Genomic DNA, 14,596 nt, shown 5'->3' on the forward strand with positions numbered 1-14,596 from the left:
CAAAGTATGAAGAATATAAAAATAGTTACAACGTTTTTCATCTGTTTGCTGCTACTTTCGGCATGCTCGGATGATTGGAAGGAAAATGCGCTGACAGCTAAATTTACTTTTGACAAGACAACCTACTATGTAGGTGAAGAAGTCTGTATCACGAATGAGACAGTAGGCGGAGAAGGAAATTATACCTGCCAATGGGATTTAGGGAATGGGGAGACTTCAACGGAAGTTGCTCCCAAAGTGACTTATGAAACGAATGGGGCATATACAGTGACTTTGCACGTCAAAGACGGCAAAGGAAATTATGCGATGGCTCATAAATTGCTGACGATTGAAGCAGAACCTCTGCCCGAAGTCGGCAATGTGAAACTGAAGTGGGTAGGTGCACACGTACTGGGCGAAATACGTTCTACGGCTCCGGCAGTCAGTGATGATAATAGCGTATATATGACTTCCAATGACCATTATTTGCGGAAATTCTCGGCCGCTACCGGTGAACAATTGTGGGAATTCGACTTGTGGACATCTGCCGATGGTGATTCTCCGTCCGGTAACACGCATACCACTCCGAGTATTGATACGGACGGTACTGTGTATGTAGGAACAGGCGACACGAGCGGCAAAGTAGGGCGTGTATACGCCATCAATCCCGATGGAACAAAGAAATGGGTAGTTGCCGGAGATGCAGAAAAAGGATTTTGGAATAAAGGACAGGCTTCCAAACCTCGTATTAATTATCTGACTTGTGCGATTGGAGAGAATCACATCTATATGGGGAATGGCGGCTCTACGGGCTCTGTGCTTGCTGTCGATAAGAGCACCGGTTACAGAGTAGGTTATGTGGCAAACGCAGATAATTCCGGCGGCCCTTCGGGCGGAGTATCTGCCGGAATGGCATTGGCGAACAACACATTGATTTGGTCAGGCGGAAAGAACGGATTATTCGGAGCGTCGGCGTCTGCGCTGAATACAGGTGGTAATGTGATGTGGGCATGGCAAATATATAGTTCGGGAAATGATAAGCCTGCGGAAAACATGAATGCTTCCGTAGCTGTGGACGCTGCCGGCACCATATACGGAATTGCCACCTTCCCGGGCATAGGAAGCAGCGCATTTGCTGTGGGAAGTGACGGGGTCGAAAAATGGCGTACTTCGTTAGGAAATGTAGGGACGCTGGATCAGGGCGGCGTTGTGATAGGCTTGGATGGAAGCGTCATTGTGACCGTAAAACGTGCTCCGGGTGAAGCCACGGGAGGAATCGTTGCGTTATCTCCTAATGGAGTAATTCAATGGCATTACGGTGTGCCGGAAGACGTCAGTGGATGTGCGGCAATCGACCAGGCCGGTAATATTCATTTTGGAACACAGTCCGGTAATTATTATATCATTAAACCCGAAGCCTCGGAAGAACAGCTAATCTTGAAAAAAGACTTGGCCGCATTGATTAGCGAGAGCGATTCTCCTTTAAAAGATAATTGGGAAGCGGGTATCGGAAAAATCTGGAGTTCGCCTACCATCGGGCCGGATGGAACGATCTATATTGGCGTTACTCATACAGTAGATCCATCGAAGAGTGTCCTGGTAGCTTTGGAAGATGAAGGTATAACCGGATGTGCAGCTTCGGCATGGCCGATGAAAGGAAAAGACAGCCGTCACTCCAGTGCACAATTGGGAGGTTCGGGAGAGAATCCGGGAGGTGAACCGGGCGGACAACTGCCTATTACAGGGAATCTGAAGACTGATTTAAAAAACTTGTTTGATGATAGTTCCTACAAGGTCTGGCTTTGTGCCCATCGGGCGAACACGCAGAAAGGTATAAACAATGGCATACCGGAGAATTCATTGCCTTCCATAGAGTATGCGATTAATGCAGGAGTAGAAATGATCGAGCTTGACGCACGTCCCACTTCTGACGGAATATTGGTACTGATGCACGATAATACGATTGACAGAACCACTAACGGAAGCGGCGCGGTAGGAGATTATTCTTATCAGCAGTTACAGCAGTTCTATCTTAAAGATGCAGCGGGGAATCTCACAAACGAGCGGATCCCCACTTTAGAGGACGCATTGAAAAAAGGTAAAGGAAAGGTTTATTATAATTTGGATATAGTCAACAAAAACGTTGCCGTAGCGACAATAGTGGCATTGCTTAAAAAACTCGACATGGAAAACGAAGTTCTGCTCTATGTCTCAAACAACCGTAATTATGCATATGATTTGAAAGCGGCGAACGGCAGTCTCTTACTGCATCCGATGGCAAAAGCTTCAGATGATATTACCTATTTTGCTTCATCTTACACGGACAATGTGCAAATGATGCAACTTTCCACCTCGGATGCTCTTGCGGGAGCGATGACGGAAGACATTAAATCCAAAGGCTGGCTTCTATTCTCCAATATCGTAGGAGCGAATGATACGAACATGTTGTCGGACAACTATTCGGGTCTGGTAGGCATGATAAACAAACGCATTAATATCGTACAGACCGATTATGCTGAAGTGGCAGCCAAGTATTTGAAATCCAAAAACTATAGATGACAAAAATGAATATGAAGAACTACCTGATAATAGGAATTATTTTGCTGTTTCCTTTCCGCTTGTTTGCAGATGAACCGGTGAAGGCAATTTATGCAAAGATAACGAATCCTGATGATAAAGAAATAACCGTAGTCGCTCATCGGGCGGACTGGCGTTTTGCACCTGAAAATTCACTGGCGGCGATAGAGAGTTCTATCCGGTTGGGAGCCGACGTCGTAGAACTGGACGTTCAGAAAACCAAAGACGGACAGTTGATTCTTATGCATGATAAGACTTTGGACAGAACGACTACCGGAAAAGGTAAGGTTGCCGAGTGGACACTGGATTCCATCCGGACGCTCCGTTTGAAGAATGGTGCCGCTTTGAGAACCAAACACCGTGTGTCTACATTGGAAGAAGCATTATTGACAGCCAAAGGGCGCGTTATGGTAAATTTGGATAAGGCTTATCCGATATTCGATGAGATTTTCCCCATTTTGGAGAAAACCGGGACTGTTGGACAGATTATCATGAAAGGGTCGAAGCCTGTTGCGGAAGTGAAAAAGGATTTGGGAAAATATTTAAACCGGATCCTATATATGCCAATCATACATTTGGATCGACCGGGAGCTATGCGGCAAATAGATGATTTCATGCAAGAACTTCACCCGGTAGCCTTCGAATTGTTGTTTGAATCGGATACTTGCCAACTCCCCAAACAAGTGAGGGCTAAACTTGAAGGAAAAAGTAAGATTTGGTATAATACTCTTTGGGATACGATGGCAGGCGGACATGATGACGATAAATCGTTGGAAAATCCGGATGAAGGATATGGATATTTGATAGATAAACTTGGAGCGACAATCATCCAGACCGACCGTACCGCTTATTTACTGGAATACTTGCAAGCTCGTAAAAAACGTAATGAACATAAGATAGATGTCTTTCATTAATATGTAAACTTCAGTTATGTCATTTAAAATAGTGGACTTTTATAAAATCTCTTCCCCGCTAGTCGGGGGAGAGACTGATTCCGAACGTTCTTCCCGCTTTAAGCATATCCGTTGGGCTACTTTTTTGTCGGCTACTACCGGATATGGCATTTACTATGTTTGTCGTCTTAGTATGAACGTAGTGCGCAAACCGATTGTAGAGGAAGGAGTATTTTCCGAGACTCAATTAGGAATCATAGGATCTTGCCTGTTTTTCGTGTATGCGGTAGGCAAACTGACGAATGGATTTCTTGCCGACCGTAGTAATGTACGGCGTTTTATGTCTACCGGACTATTGTGTTCCGCTTTGATAAATCTATGTTTAGGTTTCACCGGTTCCTTTTATGCGTTTGTCGTACTTTGGGGATTGAATGGTTGGTTTCAGTCGATGGGAGCAGCATCCGGAGTGGTTTCGCTCACTCGGTGGTACAGTAGCAAAGAACGCGGTACTTTTTACGGCTTCTGGTCTGCCAGTCATAATCTGGGTGAAGCATTGACCTTTATTTCCATAGCCTTGTTAGTCAGTTGGATGGGGTGGAGATATGGGATGATTGGAGCCGGTGTCATTGGGATATTAGGCTTCTTTATGATGCTTGTCTTTATGCGTGATACGCCACAGAGCCAGGGATTCTTGTTGGACAAAAAATCTTCTCCTGTGGACTCTCATTCTTCGCCGGCTAAACAGACGGAAGATTTCAACAAAGCTCAAAAAGCAGTTTTGAAAAATCCCGCAATTTGGATTTTGGCTTTGTCAAGTGCATTTATGTATATCAGCCGCTATGCTGTGAACAGTTGGGGCGTTTTCTATCTGGAAGCTCAAAAGGGCTATTCTACGTTGGATGCCAGTTTTATAATCTCAATCAGTTCTATCTGTGGAATCATTGGTACGGTATTTTCCGGCATCATTTCCGATAAAATGTTTTCCGGCAGTCGTAATATTCCGGCTTTGGTATTTGGGTTGATGAATGTAATAGCTCTCTGTCTGTTTCTCTTGGTTCCGGGTGTTCATTTTTGGATAGATGTGTTGGCAATGGTGCTGTTCGGTTTAGGCATTGGAGTTTTGATTTGTTTTCTGGGTGGTTTGATGGCAGTGGATATTGCTCCCCGCAACGCGTCGGGTGCAGCTTTGGGAGTAGTCGGCATCGCCAGTTATATCGGAGCCGGACTGCAAGACGTGATGAGCGGTATTCTGATAGAAGAGCAAAAGACTGTTCAAAATGGCGTTGATGTTTATGACTTTACCTATATCAATTGGTTTTGGATTGGCGCGGCATTGTTGTCTGTTCTCTTAGCTTTGTTGGTTTGGAATGCAAAATCAAAAGAAGTGAATTAAAAGTGAGTACATTAGGTTAGAAATAAAGTCTTTGTTTTCGAGGTATTGGTCGCCATTCCGGGAAGTAAGTAATGATTGCTTTCTTCCTGGAATGGCTTTTTTATAATCAATTAAATAATAGTTTTATGGAAAATTCATGTAATGATGAATTGTTTTGTTCATTGAAAAACGAACTTCGCAAAGTAATGCACAAATATGTCTGCCACTATCGAATATCAGGGAGACCCGAAACGATACATTTTCGTAGTGTTGGCCGCTATCGACCACGGCCGTCTTACGTATGACGGAGTAGCGAACTACGAACAGACTTTCTGTTCTTTGATACCTGTAATTGATTATTGCTTTGTTGTTGGATTATGAATGTTAGAATAATATTTTGAAAAATAGAATTATAATTTTATCTTTGTCACATGAAAAATGAGTAACTAATGAGAATATTTACTGAACAGGCATTAAAAGAATATGCAGAGAAGCATCCCGATTCAAAAGTCGCTTTGCAAGAATGGGCTGTTATAGTCAAAAGAAGTGAGTGGACTTGTTTCGCTGATATAAAGAAAACTTTTAATAGTGCTGATAATGTAGGTAATCAGCATTATGTTTTCAATATTAAAGGAAACAATTATCGGTTGGTGGTAGTTATTAAGTTTACTGTAAAGTTTGTATATATTCGCTTTATTGGTACTCATAAAGAATATGATAAAATAGATTGTTCTAATATTTGAAAGTATGACAAAGATAGAGAACCAAACCCAATATGAATGGGCTGTAAAAAGAGTAGAGGAGCTTCTTCCGTTAGTGAAAGATGATACTCCTTTGGATGACCCTAACAGCATAGAGTTGGAACTTCTTTCTAATCTTGTTGCTGACTACTCCGAAGAACATTTTTCTTTGGGAGAACCTTCACTTGTCGATGTCCTGAAACTTCGTATGTACGAGATGGGACTTAATCAAAAGTCACTATCTCAGTTAATAGGAGTCAGTCCTTCACGTCTTAGTGATTATATTTCGGGAAAATGTGAGCCAACATTGAAGGTGGCTCGTGAGATAAGTAGGAAATTGAATATTGATGCTAATATTGTGTTGGGAGTATAGCTTCGAACTTAACTTTAAAAAGATGGCGGGAAATCTGAAAAAGACAGTTGTGTTTTCAGATTTCCCGCTGTCTTTTTGAAGAAGAAAAAGGCAAAAAGTGAGGGGATTGAGGGAGAATTTATAATATTTGTGTTTGTTTTAAAAGAAAATATAGATAGGTGTATTGGAAATGAATGAAGTCAGTACTAGAGTAAGCAAAGACATGTACTTGATTTGCCTGATTCTCCTATATCATCCAGTTGAATGTAGTACTTGTTACAGTCAAGTCTTCTATACATTTTCTCATGATTTTGCCTATCCGAATATATAATACAAAAACTGCTTTCAGCTTCTGGTTTATGCTCTGAAACTCCTTGATAGAAGGGAATGTGGCTGAAAGCAGTACCCTGAAAGGAGGGGATTCCGCCTTCAGCCGTATTTTATGCCGATGGATACTCACCAATGTGTGAGCAAAAGTTTATTTACACGTCGGCAAAATTTGCTAAGATGTCGACTGAAGGAATCTGACATGCTGGTAAAGGATCGTTGATACGTGGGCTGGTATTTACTGTTCCAGGAAATAGGGGGTTATGTAAAATAGAGGGTCTGTTTAAGTAAAACAGACGCTTTGTTTGGATAAAACAGACGCTCTATTTTCGGAAAATAGACCTTTGGTTCAGTATGGACGTTTATGCAGACTCTAAAAATAAATAGAAAAACTTTCCCTTTGGTTTCAGGGGTGGCTTCAGCCAAATAGCTCGATGAAATGGAAGATTTAGGAAGAAACTGAAGGCTGAATGCTGTTTTGTGAACTTTTTATTGGATATGGTTTATATCTATAATATAGGTTGTCGGATAAAAAACATTTGTCATGATGTATGTTGTCTTTTATCTATTTATTACTGTGGCGGTTAATTAACCACCACAGTAGCAAAATACTCTTTGAATACTCCCGCAGCTTTTTCAAGTTGTTCGGGGGTATTTTCTTTTACGTCTTTCAGCTTGTATTCCTGCTCCATGGCTTCGTACTTGTGTACGCCCAGTGTATGGTAAGGCAGGATTTCTACCCGCTGAATCATCTTGTACTTTCCCAAAGCTTCTCCCAGTCGGCGGATATCCTCTTCGAAATCGCTGTATCCGGGCACTAATACATAACGCAGCCAAAACGGTTTTTCGTTCTCTTCGAGCCATGCCGCCGTGCGGATGGTCTGTTCGTTGCTTCTTCCGGTCAGCGTCTGATGGCGGGTGGGGTTGAATTCTTTGATGTCGAGCAATACAAGGTCGGTCAGTTTGAAAAGCTCTTCTACATCTTCATTCCAGATGCCGCCGTTGCTGTCTATGCAGACATGAATCCCTTTCTCCTTCAGTTCACGCACCAATGGAACAAGCGCTTTCGCCTGAAACGTAGGCTCTCCGCCCGAGAAAGTGACTCCGCCGCGCTTGCCGAAGAAAGGACGCTGGCTCATGGCCATGCGGATGATTTCTTCCGGTGGGGTAGGTGTACCGCCTTTGCCGGCTATCGTGTCGGGATTGGCACAATACAGGCAGCGGAAGTTGCAACCCTGAAGAAAAACGACGAGCCGTAAGCCCGGCCCGTCGAATGTTCCCATACTTTCGTATGAATGTACGTTTATCGTCATATAGAGTAGATAGATTACATACGTTCGTGGAAGCTACGGCTGATAACTTCCAATTGATGTTCGCGGCTCAACTTCACGAAGTTTACGGCATAACCGGAAACACGGATGGTAAGCTGCGGATATTTTTCAGGATGTTCCATGGCGTCATAAAGCATATCACGGTTCAGAACGTTAACGTTCAGGTGGTGAGCGCCTTTGGTGAAGTAACCGTCCATCATGGTAACCAAGTTATCAATACGGTCTTCTACGGTTGCTCCCAGTGATTTCGGAACGATAGAGAAGGTGTTGCTGATACCGTCTTGTGAGTCGCGGTAACGAAGTTTCGCTACGGAACTCAGAGAAGCGATAGCACCGTTCTTGTCGCGTCCGTGCATCGGGTTGGCACCCGGAGCGAAGGCAACGCCTTTGGCACGTCCGTCGGGAGTAGCACCGGTCTTTTTACCATACATCACGTTGGAAGTGATGGTCAGCAGAGACAGGGTAGGACGGGCATTCTTGTACACCGGCAGCTTCTTCAATTCTTCGCTGAAGAAATATACCAGGTCAACACCCAGGTGGTCTACCTTGTCGTTGTCGTTACCGAAACAAGGGAATTCGCCTTCGATGTCGAAACCTTCCGTCAGGCCGATGTCGTTGCGGCGGGCGGTAACTTTGGCGTACTTGATGGCCGAGAGCGAGTCGAGCGCGATGGAAAGTCCGGCTACACCGTAAGCGAGGTTGATGCGCGGGTTGGTATCTACAAGAGCCATCTGTGCTTTCTCGTAGTAATACTTGTCGTGCATATAGTGGATAATGTTCATCGCTTCGTTGTAAACACGGGCGATTTCAATCAATACCTTCTTGTAGTTGCTCATTACTTCTTCAAAGTTCAGCGTGTCACTGGTCAGTACAGGGATGTTTTTCACCATGACCGTACCCGTGTTTTCGCAACGTCCGCCGTTGATGGCAAGTAGCAGGGCTTTAGCCAGGTTGCAGCGTGCGCCGAAGAACTGAATCTGCTTTCCTATCTCCTGGTAAGATACGCAGCAAGCGATTCCGTAGTCGTCCGACTGGCGTACTTCGCGCATCAGGTCGTCGTTTTCGTACTGGATGGATGAAGTGTCGATAGAAACTTTGGCACAGAATTCCTTGAAACCGTCCGGCAGTTCCGGGCTCCATAGTACAGTCAGGTTCGGTTCGGGTGACGGGCCGAGGTTGTACAGTGTTTGCAGGAAGCGGAAGGAAGTCTTTGTTACTTTGGTACGTCCGTCGTTGAGACGTCCGCCCAGAGATTCGGTTACCCAGGTCGGGTCGCCGGCAAAGATGTCGTTGTATGATTGCATGCGCAGGTGGCGAACCATACGCAGTTTGATGACAAACTGGTCGATTAGTTCCTGTGCGAAAGATTCGGTGATAGTTCCTTTGCTCAATTCATATTCCATATAGATGTCGAGGAAGGAAGAAACGTTACCCAGTGACATAGCTGCACCGTCTTGTTCTTTCACGGCGGCAAGGTAAGCCATGTACACCCATTGTACGGCTTCCTGTGCAGTGTAGGCAGGACGACTCAGGTCGAGTCCGTAGTATTCGCCCATTACCTTCATTTCTTTCAGCGCCTTGATTTGCTCTGCCACTTCTTCGCGCAGGCGGATGCGGGCGTCGGTCATCGGGCCGGTCAGGTTACGCAAGTCTTCTTTCTTGGCTTCAATCAGTCGGTCGATACCGTAAAGAGCCATACGGCGGTAGTCGCCGATGATACGTCCGCGGGCGTAGTTGTCAGGAAGTCCGGTAAGGAATCCCAGTGAGCGGAACGAGCGGATTTCTTCCGTATATACGTCGAATACTCCGTCGTTGTGCGTTTTGCGGTAGTGAGTGAATATGTCTTTTACGCGGTCGTCTACTTCCACACCGTTCTCGTGGCAAGCCTTGCTCACTACGTTGATGCCACCGAAAGGCTTGATGGCACGCTTCAGCAGTTCGTCTGTCTGCAGACCGACAATCAGTTCGTTTTCCTTGTCGATATATCCGGCTTTGTGGGAAGTGATGGTAGATACGGTAACATTGTCAAGAGAGCGGACGCCATTGTTTTCTCTTTCCTCTGCCAATGCTTCGAGGCAGCGGTTCCATACGGCTTTTGTGCGTTCGGTAGGTCCTTCGAGGAATGAAGCATCTCCGTAATACGGAGTGATGTTATGACTTACGAAATCCCTTACGTTGATTTCGCTGCTCCAAAGACCGTCTTTAAAGATCTTATTTAATTCCATAAATGATAAAATTAGAGGTTGTAGTTATCCTTTTCTTTAGAGCGCACAAAGTTACAATCATTTTTCATATAATCAGCATAAATATGCTCTATTTTATGCTTTTCAACATAAAATACCTAGGTATTGCTATCCTTAGGAAATCTTCCCGAATTTTTTTTGTGGAAACTCTTGCATGTTTAAAAAAAGTTCGTATCTTTGCACCGCTTTTAACGAAAAGCACTTCTGAAAAGGAAGTTTTGGAGAGGTGGCAGAGTGGTCGATTGCGGCGGTCTTGAAAACCGTTGTACCGCGAGGTACCCGGGGTTCGAATCCCTGTCTCTCCGCTGAGAATAGCAGCTTTGAAGCTGCTATTTCTTTTGTGGAAAATATATTTCCATTGTCTGTTTTTTTATTGAAAAACAAGGAGAGGTGCTCGAGTGGTTGAAGAGGCACGCCTGGAAAGCGTGTATACGCCAAAAGTGTATCACGAGTTCGAATCTCGTTCTCTCCGCTTTTTTTCTCTGTTGTTAAAAAAATGTTTTGAAGCGGCTGCCTTGATTTTTCAAAGCAGCTGTTTTTTATTTGCGGCATTTATTCCAACTCCTCGATAATCTTCTTCACATCTATCGGTTGCAGTCTTCCGTACACTTTTTCACCAACCATCACCACTGGAGCCAATCCGCAAGCACCTACGCAGCGCAGGCAGTCCAATGAGAACTTCCCGTCCGGGGTGGTTTCGCCGACTTCGATGCCCAGTACGCGTTTGAATTCTTCGAGCAACTTCTCGGAGCCGCGCACGTAACATGCCGTACCCATGCAGACGGAGATGGGATGTTTCCCTTTCGGAGTCATGGTGAAGAAGGTGTAGAAGGTGACCACTCCATATACTTTCGATACGGGGATATTGAGTTTGGAAGCGATGATGCGTTGCATCTCTTCGGGCAGATAGCCGTGCAGGTGTTGCGCTTCGTGCAAAATATTGATTAGTTCGCCCGGATTGTTTCCATGCTTGTCGCAAATCGTTCTGACTTGTTCAACTACATCACAGGCTAGTTTTATATCTGACATAATACTCTTCGTTTAAAGTTAATCCATTGATTTGTTGAAATAGTGCGTGTGCAATAGCATTTCCGATTTCTCGCCCAGAGGTTTGCCGAGATATTCTTCGTACAGTTTCTTGATATACGGGTTGTCGTGCGACTTGCGCAGCGGTTTGTTGGCGTCTTCGCGGTAAAGGGCATTGGCGCGTGCGTATAAGACTTCCGAGTTGCCGTGGTGTAACGGCTGCCCACCACCACCGATACAACCGCCGGGGCAAGCCATGATTTCGATGACGTGATATTCATTGTGCCCGTTCCGTATATCTTCCAGTAGATGGCGGGCGTTGCCTAGTCCGTGTGCGATGCCTACTTTGAGTTCAAAACCATTCAGGTCGATGGTGGCGCGGCGGACACCGTTCAGTCCGCGTACTTGTTCAAAATTTACATTCTTGAGAGGTTCTCCGGTATAGATTTCGTAGACGGAGCGCAGGGCGGCTTCCATCACACCGCCTGTAGTGCCGAAGATAACGCCGGCGCCTGTCGATTCGCTCATCGGGTTGTCGAAAGGACTGTCCAGTACCAGGGGGAAGCCGATGTTGGCTCGTTTAATCAGCCGTGCCAGTTCGCGGGTGGAGATGGAATAGTCTACGTCGGGGATGCCGTTTACTTTGAACTCGTCGCGGTCGCATTCGTATTTCTTTGCCAGACAGGGCATGATGGATACGACGACCAAGTTTTCCCGGGGGATTCCCATTTTCTCCGCCCAGTAAGATTTGGCGATGGAGCCGAACATCTGTTGCGGGGAGCGGGCGGTGGAAGGTATATCCAACATATCCGGGAAATGGTGCTCGAAGAAGTTCACCCATGCCGGACAACAGGAAGTCAGGATGGGCAGGCGGACGGATTTGTCACCGTTGAGATAACGCGTCAGGCGGTTCAGGATTTCGGAGCCTTCTTCCATGATAGTGAGGTCGGCTGCGAAATCGGTGTCGAATACGTAATCGAATCCCAGTTCGCGCAGGGCGTAGACCATTTTCCCGGTAACCAGTGTGCCGGGGGGAAATCCGAATTCTTCTCCCAGGGCGGCGCGTACGGCGGGTGCGGTCTGTACGATGACTACTTTGTTCGGGTTGGCCAAGTCGTCTAGCAGGCGGTTGGTGTAATCACGTTCGGTCAACGCGCCTACCGGGCAGACAGCCACGCACTGACCGCAATAGGTACATTCACTCTCTGTCATCATCCGGTCGAAAGCGGGAGCTATCGTCGTGTTGAAGCCGCGACGGATGGCACCGAGCGCTCCTACCGTCTGCACATCGTTGCAGACGCTTTCGCAACGGCGGCAGAAGATACATTTGTCCATATTGCGGACGATGGAAGCGGTGATTTCCCGTTTGCGGGGAGACAGTTCGCCGCCATTGAAAGGCATTTCGCGGATATTGAAGCGCAGTGCCAGCGTTTGAAGCTCGCAGTTGCCGCATTTCGGACAGGTGAGGCAGTCGTTCGGATGGTCGGAGAGGATAAGTTCGGCCACTACCTTGCGGGCGTTCATCACACGCAGGGTACTGGTCTTTACTACCATTCCTTCTGTGCAACGGGTGGCGCAGGCAGGAGCCAGGTTGCGCCGTCCTATGACTTCGACTACACAGATACGGCAGGAAGCGGGATTGTTTTTTATACAGGTTCCTTTCAAGTCAATGTGGCACAAAGTAGGTATGTTGATGCCTATTTTGTTGGCAGCTTCGAGGATGGTACTTCCTTCGGGGACGGTGATAAAGTGACCGTCTATTTGGAGTGTAATTTGTTTTTCTTCCATAGTAAATAGATTTTAGCAGACAAGAATAGCTTTAAATTTACAGCGTGCCAGGCACATTCCGCATTTGATACATTTGTCGGGGCTGATAACATGCGGTTTGCGTACCAGACCGATGATTGCGTCGGCGGGGCAGTTTTTGGCGCACAGGTGGCAGCCGATACAAAGTTCGGGATTGATGGTGTAAGTCAGCAGGGATTTACACTGTTTGGCACGGCAGGTCTTGTCGCGGACGTGTTCCAGGTATTCATCATGGAAATTGTCCAGCGTAGACAGAACCGGGTTCGGGGAAGTCTGCCCCAGTCCGCAGAGGGCGGTATCCTTGATGACTTGTCCCAAAGTGGCGAGGGTATCCAGGTCTTTCTCCGTTCCTCTTCCTTCGGTTATCTTGTTCAGCAGTTCCAGCAGGCGTTTGTTGCCGATGCGGCAAGGCGTACATTTTCCGCAGGATTCTTCTACGGTAAAGTCCAGGTAGAAACGGGAGACGGATACCATACAGTCGTCCTCATCCATCACAATCATACCGCCGGAGCCCATCATGGAGCCTGCCGCCAGTAGATTGTCGAAGTCGATGGGAGTATCCAGATGCTTCTCTGTCAGACAGCCGCCCGAAGGGCCGCCGGTCTGCACCGCCTTGAATTTCTTTCCGCCTTTGATGCCGCCGCCGATTTCGTAGATTACTTCGCGGAGCGTAGTTCCCATCGGTACTTCAATTAGCCCTACATTGTTTATCTTTCCCGCAAGGGCGAATACTTTCGTGCCTTTGGAACGTTCCGTTCCGATGGCTGCGAACCATTCGGCGCCTTTCGTCAGGATGATGGGAATATTGGCGAGTGTCTCTACATTGTTCACGTTGGTAGGCTTTCCCAAATAGCCGGATTCGGCGGGGAAGGGCGGTTTGAGGGTCGGTTCGCCCCGTTTTCCTTCCATGGAGTGAATCAGGGCGGTTTCTTCTCCGCAGACAAATGCGCCTGCACCGTAACGTATCTCGATGTCGAAACTGAAATCTGTTCCTAAGATATTGTCTCCCAACAGGCCGTAGTTGCGGGCTTGTCCGATAGCTATTTTGAGCCGGTTGATGGCAAGCGGGTATTCGGCGCGGATATACACCAGTCCTTTGCTTGAGCCGATGGAGTAACCGCAGATACACATGGCTTCTACGATGGAGTGTGGGTCGCCTTCCATGATGGAACGATCCATAAACGCGCCGGGGTCGCCTTCATCAGCATTGCAAACCACGTATTTGATGTCCGATTGCTGTTTGTGGGTAAATTCCCATTTCAAGCCTGTGGGGAAACCGCCGCCACCGCGTCCGCGCAGGCCGGAACGCTTGATGAGGTCGATTACGTCCGTCGGTTGCTTGTTGAGAAGGCAGTCCGCCAGGGCGTGATATCCTTCGCGGGCGATGTATTCTTCGATGTTTTCGGGGTCGATAAATCCGCAGTTGCGCAGGGCGATGCGCAGTTGCTTCCGGTAGAAATCCATATGTTTGGAGTCGCTGACGGTGTGCTCCGTTTTAGGATCTATGTACAGCAGCCTTTCTATTTTCCGGCCGCCGATGATATGTTCGGTGATGATGTCTTCCGCGTCCTCGGGGGTGACTTGTGTGTAAAATGTATTGTCGGGGATGATTTTCACGATGGGGCCTTTTTCGCAGAAGCCGAAGCAGCCCACTGTGATGACTTCCACTTTGCCGGCGATGCTGTTCTTTTCGATGGCTGTCCGGAGACTGTCCGTAATGCCTTGACTGGAAGAGGCTTTGCACCCTGTACCGCCGCAGATAAGAATCTGGAGATGCTGTGTGCCGGACGCCAGTCCGCAGCACTTCTCTGTGACTTTTTCATTACTTTCTTCACGTAATGAAAGTTTGTGTTCCGCTCTCTTCCTGATTGTAGCCAAATCATGGATAGATAAGATTTTCATAAGTATCAGAATTGTTAGTAGGTTTTTTGCAAATATAATTCTTTGTTT

General features: G+C 46.7%; 11 protein-coding genes and 2 tRNA genes. 8 read left to right on the top strand and 5 right to left on the bottom strand.

The genetic code is table 11. The annotated features are described in order from the left end of the window. Positions 1–6 precede the first annotated feature (6 nt). The 6 genes from BQ7997_RS23095 to BQ7997_RS23115 all read left to right on the top strand — a co-directional run bounded on the left by BQ7997_RS23095 (position 7) and on the right by BQ7997_RS23115 (position 5,934). Positions 7–2,538: a glycerophosphodiester phosphodiesterase family protein gene (locus BQ7997_RS23095; protein WP_073348207.1), complete on the top strand. Its 2,532-nt coding sequence runs from the start codon at positions 7–9 to the stop codon at positions 2,536–2,538. A gap of 11 nt (positions 2,539–2,549) precedes the next feature. Beyond that, a complete protein-coding gene (locus BQ7997_RS23100) occupies positions 2,550–3,470 on the top strand; it encodes a glycerophosphodiester phosphodiesterase family protein (RefSeq protein WP_073348525.1) in 921 nt (306 codons plus the stop codon). Positions 3,471–3,486: 16 nt separating this feature from the next. Beyond that, positions 3,487–4,842 (top strand): MFS transporter, encoded by a 1,356-nt coding sequence (locus BQ7997_RS23105; RefSeq protein ID WP_073348208.1) that lies wholly within the window; start codon positions 3,487–3,489, stop codon positions 4,840–4,842. Between the two features lie 195 nt (positions 4,843–5,037). Further along, a complete protein-coding gene (locus BQ7997_RS25550; protein WP_159436792.1) occupies positions 5,038–5,202 on the top strand; it encodes a hypothetical protein in 165 nt (54 codons plus the stop codon). A gap of 68 nt (positions 5,203–5,270) precedes the next feature. Continuing rightward, positions 5,271–5,564, top strand: a complete 294-nt coding sequence (locus tag BQ7997_RS23110; RefSeq protein WP_073348209.1) for a type II toxin-antitoxin system HigB family toxin — start codon at positions 5,271–5,273, stop codon at positions 5,562–5,564. 4 nt (positions 5,565–5,568) lie between these two features. Next, complete coding sequence (locus BQ7997_RS23115) at positions 5,569–5,934, top strand: helix-turn-helix domain-containing protein (protein ID WP_073348210.1); 366 nt, start codon at positions 5,569–5,571, stop codon at positions 5,932–5,934. Between the two features lie 890 nt (positions 5,935–6,824). Here the strand turns inward: BQ7997_RS23115 and pflA are convergent. Together pflA and pflB are read right to left on the bottom strand one after the other, a co-directional pair. After that, a complete protein-coding gene (gene pflA, locus BQ7997_RS23130) occupies positions 6,825–7,553 on the bottom strand; it encodes a pyruvate formate-lyase-activating protein (RefSeq protein ID WP_073348212.1) in 729 nt (242 codons plus the stop codon). A 14-nt stretch (positions 7,554–7,567) separates the two neighbouring features. Beyond that, on the bottom strand, positions 7,568–9,796 hold the full coding sequence (gene pflB, locus BQ7997_RS23135; protein WP_044654502.1) for a formate C-acetyltransferase: 2,229 nt from the start codon (positions 9,794–9,796) through the stop codon (positions 7,568–7,570). 238 nt (positions 9,797–10,034) lie between these two features. On the opposite strand from pflB, the gene BQ7997_RS23145 reads away from it, so the two are divergent. Further along, positions 10,035–10,119: transfer RNA gene (locus tag BQ7997_RS23145), tRNA-Ser, on the top strand. Positions 10,120–10,198: 79 nt separating this feature from the next. After that, positions 10,199–10,286, top strand: a tRNA-Ser gene (locus BQ7997_RS23150). Positions 10,287–10,366: 80 nt separating this feature from the next. Here BQ7997_RS23150 and nuoE read toward each other — a convergent pair. Genes nuoE through BQ7997_RS23165 form a run of 3 tightly spaced genes read right to left on the bottom strand, consistent with a single transcriptional unit; the run spans position 10,367 to position 14,548 of the window. After that, positions 10,367–10,843, bottom strand: a complete 477-nt coding sequence (gene nuoE, locus BQ7997_RS23155; protein ID WP_073348214.1) for an NADH-quinone oxidoreductase subunit NuoE — start codon at positions 10,841–10,843, stop codon at positions 10,367–10,369. Positions 10,844–10,861: 18 nt separating this feature from the next. Continuing rightward, positions 10,862–12,628 carry an NADH-dependent [FeFe] hydrogenase, group A6 gene (locus tag BQ7997_RS23160; protein WP_073348215.1) on the bottom strand — a complete coding sequence of 589 codons (1,767 nt, stop codon included), beginning with the start codon at positions 12,626–12,628 and terminating at the stop codon, positions 10,862–10,864. 12 nt (positions 12,629–12,640) lie between these two features. Beyond that, positions 12,641–14,548: an NADH-ubiquinone oxidoreductase-F iron-sulfur binding region domain-containing protein gene (locus BQ7997_RS23165; RefSeq protein WP_073348216.1), complete on the bottom strand. Its 1,908-nt coding sequence runs from the start codon at positions 14,546–14,548 to the stop codon at positions 12,641–12,643. Positions 14,549–14,596 lie beyond the last annotated feature (48 nt).

The organism is Bacteroides congonensis, from assembly GCF_900130125.1.
Lineage (GTDB): Bacteria > Bacteroidota > Bacteroidia > Bacteroidales > Bacteroidaceae > Bacteroides > Bacteroides congonensis.

Bases quoted from the DNA above. Each gene is read 5' to 3' on its own strand.
- BQ7997_RS23095 (WP_073348207.1), top strand. From the start codon at position 7: ATGAAGAATATAAAAATAGTTACAACGTTTTTCATCTGTTTGCTGCTA.
- BQ7997_RS23100 (WP_073348525.1), top strand. From the start codon at position 2,550: ATGAAGAACTACCTGATAATAGGAATTATTTTGCTGTTTCCTTTCCGC.
- BQ7997_RS23105 (WP_073348208.1), top strand. From the start codon at position 3,487: ATGTCATTTAAAATAGTGGACTTTTATAAAATCTCTTCCCCGCTAGTC.
- BQ7997_RS25550 (WP_159436792.1), top strand. From the start codon at position 5,038: ATGTCTGCCACTATCGAATATCAGGGAGACCCGAAACGATACATTTTC.
- BQ7997_RS23110 (WP_073348209.1), top strand. From the start codon at position 5,271: ATGAGAATATTTACTGAACAGGCATTAAAAGAATATGCAGAGAAGCAT.
- BQ7997_RS23115 (WP_073348210.1), top strand. From the start codon at position 5,569: ATGACAAAGATAGAGAACCAAACCCAATATGAATGGGCTGTAAAAAGA.
- pflA (WP_073348212.1), bottom strand. From the start codon at position 7,553: ATGACGATAAACGTACATTCATACGAAAGTATGGGAACATTCGACGGG.
- pflB (WP_044654502.1), bottom strand. From the start codon at position 9,796: ATGGAATTAAATAAGATCTTTAAAGACGGTCTTTGGAGCAGCGAAATC.
- nuoE (WP_073348214.1), bottom strand. From the start codon at position 10,843: ATGTCAGATATAAAACTAGCCTGTGATGTAGTTGAACAAGTCAGAACG.
- BQ7997_RS23160 (WP_073348215.1), bottom strand. From the start codon at position 12,628: ATGGAAGAAAAACAAATTACACTCCAAATAGACGGTCACTTTATCACC.
- BQ7997_RS23165 (WP_073348216.1), bottom strand. From the start codon at position 14,548: ATGAAAATCTTATCTATCCATGATTTGGCTACAATCAGGAAGAGAGCG.